This window comes from Yersinia pekkanenii, from assembly GCF_001152565.1.
Lineage (GTDB): Bacteria > Pseudomonadota > Gammaproteobacteria > Enterobacterales > Enterobacteriaceae > Yersinia > Yersinia pekkanenii.
In genome coordinates this window covers 41,300-58,366 of the sequence record NZ_CQAZ01000029.1, presented here as the reverse complement: position 1 = coordinate 58,366, position 17,067 = coordinate 41,300, and the positions used below count along the sequence as shown (strand labels likewise).

The following is a 17,067-nucleotide window of genomic DNA, read 5'->3' as shown; positions in this document are numbered from 1 at the left end:
TGGTATCAGGCAACATGGCGCTTCTCCTGTGGTTTGCAAGAAACAAACACCCGCGAGAAACCGGCCAGCAGGTTACGGGCCTCACGTTCAGTTGGAGCCAAAACAGAAATCAGGCGCAACGGAGAAATCTCGGCCAATAATGTGTTAGAACGGGCGTTAAGGAAGGTGTAGAGCTTTGAATATGCACGTATGTTACTATTAGCGTCAGCCATAGCATTACCTCTTTTAATGTTGTGGTTAGATGCCCTGACGGTGTTCCCGCACTTTCAGGGCATTGCAATTACAGCGGTCATTACCATCAATAATTTCGACGTACTATTTTTGTGGCTGATGGTAACCACAATCCTTCTAATTCGAATTATTCTCCTAGCCAGTTGTCAACAATCAGTCCAGGCACACGATCAAATTCTTTGCGATTATTGGTCACTAATATCAATCCGGTGCTTCTGGCATGACCTGCGATATGCAAATCATTAACACCGATGGGTGTGCCTTTTTGCTCCAGACTCGCACGTATAGAACCATAGTGAATTGCGGCTTTATCGTCATAATCCAATACAGTAAGACGTGAAACAAAATCCTCTACAACACTTAAATTGCGTTCAGGTGCCGCGCTTTTCTCTACGCCATGCAATAACTCAGCAAGTGTGATGGAAGAAATAACCATTCTGCCCGCATTAGCGTTAAACCGACCTAACACTTCTATAGGTCGGTGTTTAATGACATATATAACGATATTCGTATCGAGCATGTACTTATGCATTAAAATAACTCACGCTCTGATTGATGCTGTTCTGCGCGTTCTGTCAGAAAATCGTCTGAAACACGCGGACTACTGAAGAAAAAGCTATCCCAAGAGTTTTCAACGGGTGACAAGATACGCTCATTCCCTACAGCTCTCACAGTCACTGATTTAACATTCTCTGGAAAGCGCATATCCACCGGTAAACGCACGTTTTGAGTACGATTGTTCGTAAAAATGGTGCCCTGTGACATGTTGAGCCTCCTCTGTATATAAATTCTGATTAAAGTATACACAACGCCTAGCTATAGAGCAATGCTATGTAGCATGAGTATAAGCAAAAAAATGAAATTTAAGAGGATACATTGATATATAAATTGTGAAATTTTTATTGATTCACTTTAGCTATTTAAGTCTCTCTAAAAAAGACATCTGCAATTCATTAAGTCATGCTAGTTTGGTTTTTCGACCCGTTGTCTAACAGGATTAGACAACGGGCGATATTTTCAAACGATAGAGAGTCATCTTTTGTAGCCCCGGAGATACAATAATTCAGTTTATGGCGATAACTGTAGCCCTTGGGATACAAGAAATTAAAAAATCATCGTCAATAAAGCGACTGATTCAGTAAACAATACTCTGACAAATATCCCGCCAACTGTAACCACGGGCATCATCCCGAACAATGACTCAGCCCCGAATTAAGACAAACATTTCCCCCGTTAAAATAACGAGTTATTGCGGTCACTCCGGCCAGTCAATCTCTGGCGCAGCGCGGGTGTTTATGCGCAGTAACGCGACGCGGTAATGTTTTAATGCCGCCAATTGCTGAATATCAGTCTGTTGATTATCCATTGCGATGGCGTCGAGTAGGATGTTGATGTGCTCTGATACCTGCTTTACCAGCGCGGTTTCTTAGGGAAAAAGTGCCGTCGACGTCGGTCAGTTGGCCGCTGATATCAATAAACATTTCACCGTTGAATCGGTTATCAAAGCTGATGGCCATTAGCCTGACACACGGCTCCCACGTCAAAATCGCCCTATAGCAGGCGGCCATGATTTGCAGGTTAAGTGCCGTGTTTTGCGGCTGGTCAATCAACGCAGACAACAACGAACCATATTCACGGCACATCACTCGCGTGCCGATAGGGGTGATCAGAATGCCGCGCACGCTTTGCCTGATATGACTGATGTCATCGAGCAACTCACCTGAATCACGGTTCATGCCTGAATATCGAGCGGTCATTTTTTCCTCCTGAATCAAATCGCTATCGCGCAAAAATTATCGCGTTAGTGTGCCGCCAATCAGTGTGAGTGACATGTCAGGAGGGATGTGAGAGGAATGGGACAAGAGGGGGAATTAAAATAGCCCGATAAGTCGGGCTGTTAGACATATCAGGCAAACACCACTTTCAGGCTACCGGGTGTGCGGCGTGCTTTCCCGACGACAATTTGCACATCGCGCCCCAAGCGAGTCAGGCACTCCAACATTTTGGCCTCGCTAATGCCTCGAAACTGCCCGCGCAACAGATTAGACAACTTCGGTTGAGTCATCCCGAGTAGCTTCGCGGCCTGTTCTTGTGTTAGCCGACGACTTTTAATAATGTTACCAATAGTGGTGGCAAGCTGCGCTTTCACCTGCATTTCTTCAGCATTATCTTTGCCAAGATCGGCATAAACATTACCACTGCTGATTTCGATATCATGGCTCATATTATGCTCCTTTAGCATGACTCTCTACGGCTTTCAGCCGCTCACGGATCTTATCCACATCTGGCTTTGGCGTGGCTATTCCAGATGAGGATTTTTTCTGGAATGCATATAACACATACACCGCATGACCAAATTGAACGGTGTAAACCGCTCGGTAGCTACACCTGTTCATCTAATGACGGTGCCCACCCATCATGCGAACGGCCAGCGCGACGCGTTAGCCAGTTAAGCCAATCTGTTTGGATCTCACCGGTTTCAACACGACATAAGGCTCCATCGGTATCAACTTCGATTACGACACCGGTGCGGATAAGGTTACGCAGTAAGCACTGGATTTCAGAAAGTTGGGTTTGTGTACTCATGGAAGGAAGGATGCTTCTGTTTAAGACATGCTTCCATCAATGAACGTTGGTGGGTTGTTGTCACAACAAAGTACAGATTTAGAGATAATGCCCCCATTATATTAAGAGGAATCGCTCATTAACAGATATTCAAACGGATAAAGAAACGCCAAAGTAAATAGAACGCTAGCAATACACTTAATATATTTAAAGGTTTGTTTTTGAATTTAAAACTCTTCAAATAAATAAAGCAAGGAATAAGAGAAAGTATAGCCAATGTAACGGTAAAATCCCTGATATCGTCGACAACTAAGGCTCTATGGGCGATACAGGCATTTTTTATTTCCACACCATCAATGAACGATTCTTCCTTAAAAGAGGAAAGAAGGTATATTGCAATAAAACAAAGTATGTAATATCCATACATGATTATACTTTTCATTATTCAACACCCAAAATTTGATATCTCGTTGATTTATTTTCAATAATTCTCCGTCCGTATGAGCTGTATTCTCGAACACTACTGCCCACCGGAGCGGCAATGGAATTGACGAAATCATCTTTATGCCTTTCGATACCACGATTATATCTGGAACCCGCCAAGATAATTTGCTCATCGGTTAAGTTGCTGGCATTTATAATTTTTTGATTATCAAATAGAATTAATGAGTTAAGATGCTTAGCAACAACTCTTATATTAAAAGAATCTGAAAGCAGGTAATCGGCTAGTTTGTGTTGCTGTAACATTGTTAATGTTGATGGATCTAACCCAATGGTTTCAGCCACTACTCTTATTTGCATAGCAATCAATCCGACAGCGGTACTATTTGATGAAGTATTATCTTGCTTTATTGTATCAATAATAAATTGCCGAAATTGTAAAAACCCAGCAGATTTAAGTCTGTCTGGTATTCCGCCAACTTCAGATACAGCGACGCCAGCTAATAACAAAACAGGAATACTCTCTTCTTTGGCAGTAGTTTATATCTAAGGAGATCAATCCCAGTAAATTTTGGAAAACCTAAACTATCAACTTTGCAAAACCCATTTCGAACCATAGCATAATCCGTTGTTGTACAACCCCAAGTCCTTTTGGGTGATATTATAAATATATGCCAGAAAATACTAGAGTCTGCGAGGATTTTATCTATATATGTTTATCAGTTAAAATTAATGCTCAATAAAAAATAAGATTCCTCCAGAACTTTCTTAATTTAAGATAACATTAATTGTGGTTCATGCTGGCTGTTTTCTCATACCGCAAGGTAATTAAGAGATTTTCGGCCAGAAAGGTAAAAGCCGTTGACCTAATTAATATTCATGTTTTGAGTAATGATATCTTCAATCTCTAGTATTCCAATTTGACTAACCCCCCAACAAAGGGCGTGCTGTCAGAGGCTTGTTGACGTTTGATGCGCTGCTACTGGCTGATGTGCAATTGTTTGGCTCTGTTGGCGACCAGTCGGCGGCGGGTGAGAGTTTCTCAATTAGCCCAGAGAGGCGTTGCTCAAAATGGGCCACCCACGTATTACGGCACACTTTTGCCAGCCATTTTATGATGAACGGCGGGAATATTATCGCCCTACAACAGATACTTGGACACGCCAATATCCAGCAAACAATGGCTTATGCACACCTGTCACCAGATTATCTGCAAAACGCCGTTATACTCAATCCATTAAAGGGCGGATTAATGGCATAAGAGCGTCCATAAACTGTCCACATTGGGCAGAATTTGAAAGCGTTACTGAACCTTGTACGCTTTACAACAAGCTGTTTTTAATAGATAAATTTTTTAGAGACAAAAAAAAGCCCTCCATCATGGAGGGCGAAAGACAGGGATGGTGTCTATAGCAAGGAAAACAGGGTGTTACAGGGTACTACTTACTTCTGGGCAGAAGAGGGTTGTGCTGCTGGCGCCTGCTGCATTTGTGCAATGCGCTGCTGGTGCTTTTGATTCAAGACAGCTTTTTGCTCTGGTGTGAGCAAGTTAAACATTTGGTTACGGACTTTGGCCATTTCGACCTGACGATCAATCTGGTTCTTGGACATTTTTTCGGCCTGCGCTCTTACAGCAGCTTCGTCGAATTTATCCGCGGTAACCAGTTTATGCATTGCTTCGCGGTCAGCCAAGTCTACACGCGGCTGGTCTTGGCGAGACTGACGCATCAGGTCACGCATTTGCTGGCGTTGTTGTTCAGTCAGATTGACGCCATCAAACATGTTATTGTGGCCGCGACCGTCTTTCTTGTTCATCATCGAACCGTCACCGTGGCACCAACTGTTATCCGTGGCTCCAGTTTTATCGGCGGCGAAGGCGGCGCTAGAGCCGAGAACTAACATTGACGCCATGATTAACGTTGATACTTTAGTTACTTTGCGCATTATTAACTCCTAGGTTCTGTCTGCTAAGCGATTTGCTGCTATGCGATTCAATGAGAAGAAGTCTATCGGTCTGGCTGCAAACAAGCGTCAGGGGATGTAAAACTGGGGTCAGTGCATGTAAAGCTAAGTAAAGTCATGGAATACCGGCAATCGATAACGTATTTTGCGTCAAGAGGAGAAATAATCATGCATAAAATCCTATTAGTTGATGATGATCGTGAATTGACGTCGCTGTTGAAAGAATTACTGGAAATGGAAGGCTTTAATGTTGTTGTTGCCTATGATGGTGAACAGGCATTAAACCTGCTGGATAGTTCTATCGACTTGTTATTGCTTGATATTATGATGCCACGTAAGAACGGTATCGAAACCCTGAAAGAGTTACGTCAACATCACCAGACACCGGTGATTATGCTGACTGCCCGTGGCAGTGAATTGGATCGGGTGCTTGGCCTTGAGCTAGGTGCGGATGATTATCTGGCAAAACCGTTTAACGATCGCGAGTTGGTTGCACGTATCCGTGCCATTTTGCGCCGCTCCAACTGGAGCGAACAGCAGCAGAATGTTGATCAGGGAGCCCCGACACTGGAAGTTGATTGCCTGCAATTGAATCCGGGCCGTCAAGAGGCCAGTTTTGAAGGCCAATCTCTGGAGTTAACCGGCACTGAATTTACCTTACTCTATCTGCTAGCCCAGCACCTTGGTCAGGTAGTATCGCGGGAGCATCTCAGTCAGGAAGTGTTAGGTAAACGATTGACACCGTTTGACCGTGCCATTGATATGCACATTTCAAACCTACGCCGTAAGTTGCCGGATCGCAAAGACGGGTTACCTTGGTTTAAAACCCTGCGTGGTCGCGGGTATCTGATGGTTTCTGAAACATGATTAACAGTTTAACGACGCGAATTTTTGCTATTTTCTGGTTTACCTTGGCTCTGGTATTAATGCTGGTGCTGATGGTGCCTAAGCTCGACTCGCGTCAACTGACTACCTTGCTCGACAGTGAACAGCGTCAGGGAACGATGCTAGAGCAACATATTGAAGCGGAGCTGGCCAGTGATCCTGCCAATGACCTCATGTGGTGGCGCAGACTTTATCGCGCTATCGAGAAATGGGCCCCACCAGGCCAGCATTTGGTGTTAGTGACCACCGAGGGCCGTGTCATTGGTGCTCAGCGCCACGAAATGCAAATTGTACGTAATTTTATCGGTCAGTCAGATAACGCCGATCAGCCGAAAAAGAAAAAATATGGCCGGGTGGAGATGGTTGGCCCCTTCTCTATTCGTGATGGCGAAGATAACTATCAGCTTTATTTGCTACGTCCAGCCAGCAGCCCGCAATCTGATTTTATCAATTTGATGTTTGATAGGCCGCTACTGCTGTTGATTGCTACCATGCTGATCAGTTCACCATTGCTGTTATGGCTGGCATGGAGTCTGGCAAAACCCGCCCGTAAACTGAAAAATGCGGCCGATGATGTTGCCCGCGGCAACCTGAAACAGCACCCTGAGTTGGAATCCGGGCCGCAAGAGTTTTTAGCCACCGGTGCCAGCTTCAATCAAATGATCAGTGCGCTGGATCGAATGGTTGTGGCCCAACAACGGCTGATTTCTGATATCTCCCATGAGTTACGCACACCACTTACCCGCCTGCAACTGGCAACTGCGCTAATGCGACGCCGTCATGGCGAGGGGAAAGAGCTAGAGCGTATCGAACTGGAAGCACAGCGGTTAGACAGTATGATCAATGACTTACTGGTTTTATCTCGCAGCCAGCATAAAAACGAGCTACACCGCGAACCAATTAAAGCCAATGATTTGTGGTCAGACGTGCTGGAGGATGCCCAGTTTGAAGCCGATCAAATGGGTAAAACACTGGAAGTCACCGCACCTCCGGGGCCATGGACCTTATTTGGCAACCCGGCCGCCCTCGACAGTGCGTTGGAGAATATCGTACGTAATGCATTGCGTTATTCCCATCATCACATTGCTGTGGCATTCAGCTCTGATAATCAGGGTATTACTATCACTGTCGATGATGATGGCCCCGGTGTCAGCGTGGAAGACCGCGAGCAGATATTCCGGCCATTCTACCGCACTGATGAAGCGCGGGATCGCGAATCAGGTGGGACGGGTTTGGGGCTGGCAATTGTCGAAACAGCCGTTAATCAGCATCGTGGATGGGTGCGGGCTGAAGACAGCCCATTAGGTGGCTTGCGCTTGATACTCTGGTTGCCGCTGCATCCGCTTAAGTCCTAATCTATTGTACATCTGCCCGATCATCTGGGATCGGGCAGATCTCGGCTATCACGGTTTGCTGACATCTCTTCCCTCCCTCTTTTTCCAGTAACTGCTGCTTCCGCTCAACACCCCAACGATAGCCTGACAATGCTCCATCCTGACGAATGACCCGATGGCAGGGAATGGCGACCGCCAGTATATTGGCAGCACAGGCGCTGGCAACCGCACGCACCGCTTTCGGTGAACCAATTTTAGTGGCAATATCACCATAACTGGCGGTCTCGCCTGCCGGTATTTCCCGCAGCGCCTGCCAAACTCGCTGCTGAAAAGCAGTCCCACGGATATCCAGTGGCAAATCAAGCCCCAGTTGCGGTGCCTCAACCAATCCCACCACCTGCGCGAACCATTGCTCAAACTCAGTCTCGCCACCGATTAACTCCGCCTGCGGAAACTTATCCTGTAACTGCTGTACCAGCAGAGCGGGTGAATCACCCAATAAGATGGCACAGATACCCAGTTCACTTTTCGCCATCAAAATCGCGCCAAGGGAGCTTTCTCCAACGGCAAAGTGCAGCCTAGTATCGCGCCCACCCTTACGATATCGGGTTGGCGTCATCCCCAATAACTGATTCGATTGCTCATAGAATCGTCCATTAGAGTTGTATCCAGCGTCAAAGATAGCGTCAGTCACCGAGCCTTCGCCCGCCAATTGAATGCGGAGACGTGCACTGCGGGCCGCACTGGCATATGCCTTAGGTGTCAGCCCAGTAATAGCTTTAAACAACCGATGGAAATAAAAGGCGCTGAGATTGAGTTTAGCCGCCAGTTCACTGAGTTTGAGTGGTGTTTCGGCCTGTTCAATTAAACGGCATGCCTGACTGATTTTTTCTGCGTGCTGCCGTGCTTGAGATAACTCAGTTGGCCGACAACGTTTACAAGGCCGGTAGCCGGCAAGTTCAGCCGTATCATTATCGGCAAAGAATTCAATATGTTCGGCTTTAGCCTGGCGGGATGGACAAGAGGGTCGGCAATACACACCGGTGGTTTTCACGGCATAAACAAACTGGCCATCGGCGGTTTTATCGCGATTAATAATAGCGGCCCAACGTGGGTCTGGTGCGCTGTCCATAAATCCCCTCACTGATATCATGATGGATACCCCATTGATGCTGATTGTGGTGACCAGCATATAAAACAGCCACCACTTGCACTCTCCGCTTGTTGCTTTTAAATTTTTTCTTTTACGCCACTCACGTTGGCAACCACTGCACTGAGAGCCAGTTTCTGATATCCTGCGCCCCTCATTATTGGGGGACATATGCTTAATATCGTTTTATTTGAACCCGAAATCCCGCCCAATACCGGTAATATCATCCGGTTATGTGCGAATACCGGCTGCCAGCTTCATCTGATTAAACCCTTGGGTTTCACCTGGGATGACAAACGCTTACGCCGCGCGGGTCTTGATTATCATGAGTTTGCCGACATCAAGCATCACCATGATTATCAAGCATTCCTCGACAGTGAAAAACTGGATGGCGTGCAATCTGCCGATAAAAAACCGGCCCGCTTATTTGCGCTGACCACCAAAGGGACACCGGCCCACAGTGCCGTGAGCTATCAGGAAAATGATTACCTGCTGTTTGGCCCTGAAACCCGTGGTTTACCGGCCAATGTTCTGGATGCATTGCCTGCCCAACAGAAAATCAGAATTCCAATGCAGGCCGACAGCCGCAGTATGAACCTATCAAATGCAGTGTCAGTCGTGGTGTATGAAGCCTGGCGGCAATTAGGTTATCCGGGTGCGTTACTGAAAGAGTAGTTTTTTTGACCAAGTTGTGTTGGCGACCGGCTAGCAACGCAATAGAAAGGTGCCTATCCAAAGTAATTGACGTTGTAGCAAGGTAGCAAACGAACTCATCCCGCGGAGCTGACTCAAGTCAGTGACTCGGGTGAGTAAGTGCAGCTAACACAACTATAGCTTTAAGTACGAAGGATAAGATTAGATGCCGTCTCCATACTCAAAACCGTGCCCCGCCCCATTAAAATGCTGATCCATATCCAGTGATGGTTTATCGCTTTCTGGTTTGCCCACTATTCGAGCAGGTACGCCAGCGGCAGTGGTATGTGCGGGTACTGACTGCAACACCACCGACCCGGCACCAATTTTAGCGCCACACCCAACTTCAATATTCCCCAGAATTTTTGCACCAGCACCAATCATCACACCTTCACGGATCTTCGGATGACGATCACCACTGGTTTTACCGGTACCACCCAAAGTGACAGATTGCAGGATAGAAACATCATTCTCAACTACTGCGGTTTCACCAATAACAATACCGGTGGCGTGGTCCAGCATAATGCCGCAACCAATAGTCGCCGCCGGATGGATATCTACCCCAAAAGCAACAGAGACTTGATTTTGCAGATAAATTGCCAACGCTTTACGATCCTGCGCCCACAACCAGTGACCAATACGGTAAGCCTGCAAAGCATGAAAACCTTTGAGATACAGCAGTGGTGTTGAATATTTATCAACAGCAGGGTCACGTAGCCGTACAGCCATAATATCGCGAGCAGCGGAGACAATCATCTGTCCATCCGCGCGATAAGCATCTTCAACCACCTCACGGATGGCAATAGCGGGCATGATCGGGTTAGCCAGTTTATTCGCCAAAATATAACTCAGCGCACTGCCTAAATTTTCATGCTTCAATAATGTCGCGTGAAAAAAACTCGCCAGCATGGGTTCACACTCAGCCAGTGCTCTAGCTTCTGCTTTAATGCTACTCCAGACCAGTTCTAACTCTTCTGACGACATTATATACTCCTGCCCATAAACAAGCCGCTTCGGGGAACGACCGAAGCAACTAATACTCTATGCCTTGAAATAGCGGTGACGCTAATGACTTTAGGTATGTCGTTATTATTTTATTCCGCCAACCCGCTTAACCTATCAAATGCCGCTTTTCTCATCTTTTTTGGTTCGGCCCAATAAGGTCAACGCCGCGTCACGGGCATTTTTTTGGCAATACAACACCTGGTAAATCTGTTCGGTTATTGGCATCTCGACACCATGGCGCTGCGCCAAAGCCAGAACTTCCTTAGTATTGCGATAACCTTCAACCACTTGACCAATTTTGTCCTGCGCTTCTTGTACTCCTAACCCCTGGCCCAGCATAATGCCAAACCGGCGGTTACGGGATTGGTTATCGGTGCACGTTAGCACCAAATCACCGAGTCCTGCCATACCCATAAATGTTGAGGGATCAGCCCCCAATGCAGAACCCAAACGCGTCATTTCAGCCAGACCACGGGTTATCAATGCCGTGCGAGCGTTCGCACCAAAGCCAATGCCATCGGACATACCGGCACCAATTGCAATCACGTTTTTTACCGCGCCACCCAGTTGCACCCCGATAAAGTCAGGATTGCTATAAACCCGGAAACTTTTACCACAGTGCAATAACTGTTGTAGGTCTTCACTGAATTGCGCATCAGTCGATGCTAATGCAATTGCAGTGGGTAAACCTGCCGCCAGCTCTTTGGCAAAGGTCGGACCGGAAACAACGGCAAGCGGGATAGCATCACCCAGCACTTCCCTCGCCACATCAGCAAGCAAGCGGCCTGTTTCTGCCTCAAGCCCTTTGGTTGCCCAGACAATCCGCGCATCTTTGCGTAAATGCGGTTTCAACTGATGCAATACGGCGCCGAAGACATGACTGGGCACCACGACTAACACATCGCGACTGGCTACCAGCGCGCATGCCAAGTCAGTTTCCAGTAGCAGAGTGTCAGGGAAAGGGACATCGGGCAGGAAAGCGTGGTTACAACGCTCTTGTTGCAGTACTTGAATATGCTTAGGGTCATGGCCCCATAACACGACTTTATGGCCATTACGCGCCAGCGTAATGGCTAATGCGGTGCCGTAAGATCCGGCACCGATTACCGTCATTGAAGCATTGGTGGTGTTCATCAGGCATCCTGACGTTGTTCAACACCTTCAACTTCACCTTCAGCCTGCTGTTGCAGATAGTTCATGAACAGGGCATCAAAGTTAACCGGTGCCAAATTCAGCTGTGGGAAAGTACCACGAGAAACCAGGCTGGTGATGCATTCACGAGCATACGGGAACAGAATGTTCGGGCAGTATGCACCTAAGCAATGCGCCAGTTGGGTGCCGTCGATACCTGCGATGGAGAAGATGCCACCTTGCTGAACTTCGCACAGGAATGCAGTTTCTTCGCCCAAAGAGGCCGTCACAGTCACTCGCAGTACCACTTCGTACACATCTTCAGTCAGCTGACTGGAAGCAGTATCAAGATCAAGTTTAACTTCTGGCTGCCAATCCTGCTGGAAAACCTGCGGAGCATTCGGTGCTTCGAAGGAGATATCCTTGGTGTAGATGCGTTGGATCTGGAAAGCCATCTCGGTGTTGTTTTGTTCTGACATGTGTATAGATACCCTAAAGTTAGACGTCCTTATTAAACTGCACTGCCGCCGTAGGCTCTTTCCATTAATTAATGGGGCCCACTGACGAGTTAAAGCAGCGGGTCAAGCCCACCGCGCGCATCCAGGGCATGTAAATCATCACAGCCGCCGATATGCTGCCCATCAATAAATATCTGAGGCACAGTTGTCCGCCCGCTGCGAGCAATCATCTCTTCGCGTTTGGCCGGGTCATTATCAATTGCGATGTCATGGAAAGCAGCACCTTTATTGTTCAGCAGTGCTTTAGCACGATGGCAGAACGGGCATGTTGCTTTGGTATAAATCTCAATCTTCGCCATGGATACACCTCAAATTTACATTTCATTGATATAGCGATTTTTATAGCAATTACTTGCCGCGTGCCAGAGGTAAATTCTCGCCACTCCAGCCGGAGATGCCATCTTTCAAGGTAAACACCTGCTCAAAACCGGCTTTATTCAGCAGCTCAGCAGAAGCACGAGAGGTTGTCCCTGTTGAGCAGACGACGATAATCGGCTGTGCCTTGTGCTTTCCCAACTCAGCCAGATTGCCATTTTTGATATCAACCGGCAGCAAGTTAATAGAACTGGCGATATGACCCTTGCGGTAATCATCACGTGTGCGGATATCAACCACAACCGCATCTTCTTTGTTAATCAGACGCGTCGCTTCACCACGGGTAATCTCTTTCACTTTTGACAGCGAACTTTTGAAGGTGGTGAAAATTACGGCGACGAACAACGCCACCCAGGCCAGGCTCAAAACTGGATGCTGGCTAATGAATTGCATAATTTCTTGCAACATGGGGGTAAAAACTCCCGTTAGTTAGGGGATAATATTCAAGGTCACAGAGTATACCTGCGCGTTGCGGCAAATACAGCCAATATGCAAGCGCTATTGCAGAAACTGCGAGCAATCTCGGGAAGTTTTATTACCTAAATGATGATATTTATACAAAACCCCGCGCCAATGTTGATCTCTTTGGGCTATTTTTAACCGGCTTTGTAGTAAATTACCGGCTTTCTATCTATATACCCATAAGAAGGTTATGCAATGTCGAGCACTAAAAAACCACTGGTTCTGACTATTCTTGATGGCTACGGCCACCGTGAAGAACAGCAAGATAATGCCATTCTGAATGCCAAAACGCCGGTAATGGACCGTTTATGGCAGCAACAGCCCCACACATTGATTGCGGCTTCAGGTCTGGATGTCGGCCTACCGGATGGACAGATGGGTAACTCTGAAGTCGGTCACGTTAATCTGGGTGCTGGCCGTATTGTTTATCAGGACTTAACCCGCCTCGACAAAGAAATAAAAGAGGGTGACTTCTTCACCAACCCAACCCTGACGGCGGCCGTTGATAAAGCGGTTAAAGCCGGTAAAGCGGTTCATATTATGGGTCTGTTATCTGCCGGTGGCGTACACAGCCACGAAGAGCACATTCTGGCGATGGTCGAGCTGGCAGCCAAACGCGGGGCGACAACCATTTATCTGCACGCGTTCCTCGATGGACGTGACACCCCGCCGCGCAGTGCTGAGTCTTCACTGAAACGATTCACTGAAAAATTTTCCGAACTGGGTAAAGGCCGCATCGCGTCTATTATTGGTCGCTATTATGCTATGGACCGCGATAACCGTTGGGATCGTGTCCAATTAGCCTACGACTTGCTAACACAGGCAAAAGGTGAATTCACGGTAGATAACGCCGCCGCAGGTCTTCAAGCCGCCTACGCCCGCGATGAAAATGATGAGTTCGTCAGACCTACCGTGATCCAGGCGGCAGGTGAAGCAGATGCAGCCATGAACGATGGGGATGCATTAATCTTCATGAACTTCCGTGCTGACCGCGCACGCCAAATCACGCGTGCTTTTGTTAACACTGACTTTGACGGTTTTAAACGCGATAAAGTGGTTAACTTCGGCGATTTCATCATGTTGACCGAATATGCGGCTGATATTAAAGTGGCGAGTGCTTATCCACCTGCATCACTCAACAATACCTTCGGCGAATGGCTGATGAAGCATGACAAAACTCAGCTGCGTATCTCTGAAACTGAAAAATATGCTCACGTCACGTTCTTCTATAACGGTGGTGTTGAAGAGCCGTTTAAAGGCGAAGATCGTATTCTGATTAATTCACCGAAAGTCGCAACCTATGATCTGCAACCTGAAATGAGTTCGGCAGAACTGACTGAAAAATTGGTCGGTGCTATCACCAGCGGTAAATATGATGTGATCATTTGTAACTACCCGAATGGCGATATGGTCGGCCATACCGGTGATTATGATGCCGCAGTGAAAGCAATAGAAACACTGGATAGTTGCATCGAGCAAGTGGTTACCGCCGTAAAAGCGGTCGATGGCCAATTACTGATAACCGCCGACCACGGCAATGCTGAGCAGATGCGCGACCCGGCTACCGGTCAGGCCCACACGGCCCATACCAGCCTGCCTGTACCACTGATTTATATCGGTAATAAAGAGGTTAAAGCGGTTGAAGGTGGCAAACTTTCAGATATCGCACCGACTATGCTGTCACTGATGGAAATGGAAATCCCGCAAGAGATGACTGGTAAGCCGCTGTTCATCGTGGAATAATCCTTCGTTATGAAGGAAAAGGCGTCATTTGCAGGATTAATGATTATGGTCGATGCCAGCACCAACAACAGAAAGTCATCCTCTCTGTTATCAGGTCAATTTGTGCGTCGTCCGTGGTCAGCACTGTGTGCCAGCGTTTTTTACGCTGGCGTATTGCTGTTGCCATTATCCGGCAATGCAGTTGATGCCCCTGCAACGGCAAAAACGGCGGAGAACAAAACCCAACTGAAAACTCTTCAGCAGGATATCGCCGAGAAAGAAAAAAGTGTTAAGCAACAAAAGCAGCAACGCAGCTCATTGCAGGAGCAACTGAAACAACAGGAAAATACCATTGCTCAGGCCAGCCGCAGCCTGCGTGAAACCCAAGGTACCCTGACGGAGTTGGACAAAGAAATATCCAACCTCACCTCCTCGATTGAAAAACTACAAAGCAAGCAGTCTCAGCAACAAAATATTCTGTCAAAACAACTTGATGCCGCCTTTAAACAAGGCCAGAACAGTAGTCTACAGCTTATTTTAAGTGGCGAAGAGAGCCAGCGTAGTGAGCGTATTCTGGCGTATTTCAGTTATCTTAATGAAGCCCGACAGGAATCCATTGAGGAGTTGAAACAGACCCGCATTCATCTCTCAACCGAGAAAAAAACGCTGGAGCAAAAGCAAAACCAACAAAAAGTGCTGTTGGATGAGCAAAAAACTCAGCAACAAAAGCTGGAACAAGCACGTGCTGCGCGCAAGAAAACCCTGACATCGCTGGAAGCCTCGCTGGAAAAAGATCAGCAGAATCTGGCGGAGTTAAAACTGAACGAATCACGTTTACGCGACCAAATCGCCAAAGCAGAACGGGAAGCCAAAGCCCGTGCCGAACGGGAAGCAAAAGAAGCGGCCCGAGTACGCGAACAAGTGAAAGTCAAAGAACAACAAGCCAAGAAAACGGGTTCCAGCTATAAGCCAAGTGAAAGTGAGCGCTCGTTAATGGCGCGAACCGGTGGCCTCGGTCGCCCGGATGGTCAAGCCGTTTGGCCGGTTCGTGGCAACGTGACTCATCGCTTCGGCGAAGCCTTACAAGGTGAGCTACGCTGGAAAGGTATGGTTATTTCCGCCCCCGAAGGCAGTGAAGTCAAAGCGATAGCTGATGGCCGGGTGTTGCTGGCAGACTGGCTGCAAGGTTACGGTCTGGTGGTGGTCATTGAGCACGGCAAAGGGGACATGAGTTTATATGGCTACAACCAGAGTGCGCTGGTCAATGTCGGTGCTCAAGTAAAAGCTGGCCAGCCGATCGCTCTGGTTGGTACCAGTGGCGGTCAGGGTGAGCCATCACTCTATTTCGAAATCCGCCGTCAAGGACAAGCTGTTAACCCACAACCCTGGTTAGGAAGATAGGGAACAATGTTAGGGAACACCTATTGCGCTATTTCAACACCCGTCGGTTTATCATAGTAAGCACCCTGCTGATCGCCAACGCAGTACAAGCGGGCAAACTTTCGATTGTTATTGATGACTTTGGTTATCGCCCTCAGAATGAAAACAAAGTATTACAAATGCCGCTGCCCATTTCGGTGGCTATCTTGCCTAACGCCCCTTACGCCAAAGAAATGGCGATCAAAGCCCATAATCAAGGGCGTGAAATCCTGATTCATCTACCAATGGCCCCGCTGAGCAAGCAGCCGCTGGAACGCGATACATTACAACCATCAATGAGCAGCGAAGAGATCCAGCGCATCATTCGTCAGGCGGTGAGTAATGTTCCTTACGCCACTGGCATGAATAACCACATGGGTAGCGCGATGACCTCCAGTTTGCCAGGCATGCAGAAAGTGATGCAGGCACTGGAACACTATCAGTTCTATTTCCTCGACAGCGTGACTATTGGCAACAGCCAGGCCAGTAAAGCGGCCGAAGGTACTGGCGTCAAAGTGATTAAACGCAAAGTCTTTTTGGATGACTCGCAAAATGAAGCGGCGATCCGCCAGCAGTTTAACCGTGCGGTAGAATTAGCACGCCGTAACGGTTCGGCCATTGCTATCGGCCACCCGCATCCGGCCACCATTAAAGTGCTGCAACAAATGCTGCCTCAGTTGCCTTCCGACATCGTATTAGTCAGGCCCAGTGCACTACTTAATGAACCGGTGCAAAATAATCGTGGTAGTGGCTCAGTGGCACCAGATACATCAAAACCGCACGATCCAGCGAAAGACCATCGCCTGAAAGCTATCAAGCAATGCAGCGCAAAGGCCAGTTATGTACCAGAGAAAATCTATGCCGACAGGATGTTTAGTATCATAGGTGAAAGCCTAATGCAGAACCCAGCGATGCTCTTTATTCAGCAGCATTGGCAGCAGTATTCCCCGCCAGCGGTGCCCGTTACTCCTGTTGAGAAACAGGCAGTCGATAAACCTAAAGCTGATAATCCGTAATCTGCTCAATAAAAATGGGGCAGCCATCACCTGACTGCCCCACTCTCACCCCTGCAGCTTCAAGGCCGAAGGGCGTTCCCAAAGTCATTGGAGGTGCAGGTAGGCGGCCAGCAAACTCATCCCGATGAGCTTACATAAGTAAGTGATTCGGGTTAGTG

21 protein-coding genes and 3 pseudogenes are annotated in these 17,067 nt (G+C 47.6%); 7 read left to right on the top strand and 17 right to left on the bottom strand.

The window, feature by feature from the left end; all coding sequences use genetic code 11:
• Positions 1-5: 5 nt before the first annotated feature.
• From AEP37_RS15110 to AEP37_RS15075, 10 genes and pseudogenes are all read right to left on the bottom strand, one after another.
• Positions 6-212: a hypothetical protein gene (locus tag AEP37_RS15110; protein ID WP_049614107.1), complete on the bottom strand. Its 207-nt coding sequence runs from the start codon at positions 210-212 to the stop codon at positions 6-8.
• Between the two features lie 146 nt (positions 213-358).
• Positions 359-763, bottom strand: coding sequence for a type II toxin-antitoxin system tRNA(fMet)-specific endonuclease VapC (gene vapC, locus AEP37_RS15105; RefSeq protein ID WP_049614106.1), 405 nt, complete (start codon positions 761-763; stop codon positions 359-361).
• Positions 763-996, bottom strand: coding sequence for a type II toxin-antitoxin system VapB family antitoxin (gene vapB, locus AEP37_RS15100; RefSeq protein ID WP_005170066.1), 234 nt, complete (start codon positions 994-996; stop codon positions 763-765). The genes vapC and vapB overlap by 1 nt, the downstream gene beginning before the upstream one ends.
• A gap of 490 nt (positions 997-1,486) precedes the next feature.
• A complete protein-coding gene (locus AEP37_RS25010; RefSeq protein WP_235801397.1) occupies positions 1,487-1,597 on the bottom strand; it encodes a tail fiber assembly protein in 111 nt (36 codons plus the stop codon).
• The gene (locus tag AEP37_RS15095; protein ID WP_072086316.1) at positions 1,590-1,988 is read right to left on the bottom strand and encodes a GPW/gp25 family protein; all 399 of its coding nucleotides are present in this window, start codon (positions 1,986-1,988) and stop codon (positions 1,590-1,592) included. The genes AEP37_RS25010 and AEP37_RS15095 overlap by 8 nt, the downstream gene beginning before the upstream one ends.
• 149 nt (positions 1,989-2,137) lie before the next feature.
• Positions 2,138-2,455 (bottom strand): helix-turn-helix domain-containing protein, encoded by a 318-nt coding sequence (locus AEP37_RS15090; protein WP_049614105.1) that lies wholly within the window; start codon positions 2,453-2,455, stop codon positions 2,138-2,140.
• A gap of 1 nt (position 2,456) precedes the next feature.
• Positions 2,457-2,615: pseudogene (locus AEP37_RS25005) on the bottom strand (type II toxin-antitoxin system RelE/ParE family toxin); the annotation flags it as partial.
• Between the two features lies 1 nt (position 2,616).
• Positions 2,617-2,817: pseudogene (locus AEP37_RS15085) on the bottom strand (phage baseplate assembly protein V); the annotation flags it as partial.
• 118 nt (positions 2,818-2,935) lie between these two features.
• Positions 2,936-3,223 (bottom strand): YjeO family protein, encoded by a 288-nt coding sequence (locus tag AEP37_RS15080; protein WP_235801398.1) that lies wholly within the window; start codon positions 3,221-3,223, stop codon positions 2,936-2,938.
• A 14-nt stretch (positions 3,224-3,237) separates the two neighbouring features.
• Positions 3,238-3,747, bottom strand: coding sequence for a hypothetical protein (locus tag AEP37_RS15075; RefSeq protein ID WP_328286899.1), 510 nt, complete (start codon positions 3,745-3,747; stop codon positions 3,238-3,240).
• A gap of 562 nt (positions 3,748-4,309) precedes the next feature.
• Here AEP37_RS15075 and AEP37_RS15070 point away from each other — a divergent pair.
• Positions 4,310-4,498: pseudogene (locus AEP37_RS15070) on the top strand (tyrosine-type recombinase/integrase); the annotation flags it as partial.
• Positions 4,499-4,680: 182 nt separating this feature from the next.
• On the opposite strand, the gene cpxP reads toward AEP37_RS15070, so the two are convergent.
• Positions 4,681-5,181 (bottom strand): cell-envelope stress modulator CpxP, encoded by a 501-nt coding sequence (gene cpxP, locus AEP37_RS15065; protein ID WP_049614101.1) that lies wholly within the window; start codon positions 5,179-5,181, stop codon positions 4,681-4,683.
• 186 nt (positions 5,182-5,367) lie between these two features.
• Here cpxP and cpxR point away from each other — a divergent pair, with 186 nt between their 5' ends.
• A complete protein-coding gene (cpxR, locus tag AEP37_RS15060; protein ID WP_004876941.1) occupies positions 5,368-6,066 on the top strand; it encodes an envelope stress response regulator transcription factor CpxR in 699 nt (232 codons plus the stop codon).
• Positions 6,063-7,439, top strand: coding sequence for an envelope stress sensor histidine kinase CpxA (gene cpxA, locus AEP37_RS15055; protein ID WP_049614100.1), 1,377 nt, complete (start codon positions 6,063-6,065; stop codon positions 7,437-7,439). The genes cpxR and cpxA overlap by 4 nt, the downstream gene beginning before the upstream one ends.
• Position 7,440: 1 nt before the next feature.
• Here the strand turns inward: cpxA and ada are convergent, their stop codons facing one another.
• Complete coding sequence (ada, locus tag AEP37_RS15050; protein WP_082170818.1) at positions 7,441-8,550, bottom strand: bifunctional DNA-binding transcriptional regulator/O6-methylguanine-DNA methyltransferase Ada; 1,110 nt, start codon at positions 8,548-8,550, stop codon at positions 7,441-7,443.
• Positions 8,551-8,739: 189 nt separating this feature from the next.
• On the opposite strand from ada, the gene trmL reads away from it, so the two are divergent.
• Positions 8,740-9,243, top strand: a complete 504-nt coding sequence (trmL, locus tag AEP37_RS15045) for a tRNA (uridine(34)/cytosine(34)/5-carboxymethylaminomethyluridine(34)-2'-O)-methyltransferase TrmL (RefSeq protein ID WP_049614099.1) — start codon at positions 8,740-8,742, stop codon at positions 9,241-9,243.
• A 180-nt stretch (positions 9,244-9,423) separates the two neighbouring features.
• On the opposite strand, the gene cysE is transcribed toward trmL, so the two are convergent.
• The 5 genes from cysE to AEP37_RS15020 all read right to left on the bottom strand — a co-directional run bounded on the left by cysE (position 9,424) and on the right by AEP37_RS15020 (position 12,698).
• Complete coding sequence (cysE, locus tag AEP37_RS15040) at positions 9,424-10,245, bottom strand: serine O-acetyltransferase (protein ID WP_049614098.1); 822 nt, start codon at positions 10,243-10,245, stop codon at positions 9,424-9,426.
• Positions 10,246-10,380: 135 nt separating this feature from the next.
• The gene (gene gpsA / locus AEP37_RS15035; RefSeq protein ID WP_049614097.1) at positions 10,381-11,400 is read right to left on the bottom strand and encodes an NAD(P)H-dependent glycerol-3-phosphate dehydrogenase; all 1,020 of its coding nucleotides are present in this window, start codon (positions 11,398-11,400) and stop codon (positions 10,381-10,383) included.
• Positions 11,400-11,876: a protein-export chaperone SecB gene (gene secB / locus AEP37_RS15030; protein ID WP_049614096.1), complete on the bottom strand. Its 477-nt coding sequence runs from the start codon at positions 11,874-11,876 to the stop codon at positions 11,400-11,402. The genes gpsA and secB overlap by 1 nt, the downstream gene beginning before the upstream one ends.
• A gap of 89 nt (positions 11,877-11,965) precedes the next feature.
• Positions 11,966-12,214, bottom strand: coding sequence for a glutaredoxin 3 (gene grxC / locus AEP37_RS15025; RefSeq protein ID WP_049614095.1), 249 nt, complete (start codon positions 12,212-12,214; stop codon positions 11,966-11,968).
• Between the two features lie 49 nt (positions 12,215-12,263).
• Positions 12,264-12,698, bottom strand: coding sequence for a rhodanese-like domain-containing protein (locus tag AEP37_RS15020; protein WP_049614094.1), 435 nt, complete (start codon positions 12,696-12,698; stop codon positions 12,264-12,266).
• 249 nt (positions 12,699-12,947) lie between these two features.
• On the opposite strand from AEP37_RS15020, the gene gpmM reads away from it, so the two are divergent.
• From gpmM to AEP37_RS15005, 3 genes are read left to right on the top strand one after another with little or no spacing between them, the layout of a single operon-like run.
• On the top strand, positions 12,948-14,495 hold the full coding sequence (gene gpmM / locus AEP37_RS15015) for a 2,3-bisphosphoglycerate-independent phosphoglycerate mutase (protein ID WP_049614093.1): 1,548 nt from the start codon (positions 12,948-12,950) through the stop codon (positions 14,493-14,495).
• A 9-nt stretch (positions 14,496-14,504) separates the two neighbouring features.
• On the top strand, positions 14,505-15,875 hold the full coding sequence (envC, locus tag AEP37_RS15010) for a murein hydrolase activator EnvC (RefSeq protein ID WP_049614092.1): 1,371 nt from the start codon (positions 14,505-14,507) through the stop codon (positions 15,873-15,875).
• Between the two features lie 23 nt (positions 15,876-15,898).
• Positions 15,899-16,909: a divergent polysaccharide deacetylase family protein gene (locus AEP37_RS15005; RefSeq protein WP_049614091.1), complete on the top strand. Its 1,011-nt coding sequence runs from the start codon at positions 15,899-15,901 to the stop codon at positions 16,907-16,909.
• Positions 16,910-17,067: the final 158 nt, after the last annotated feature.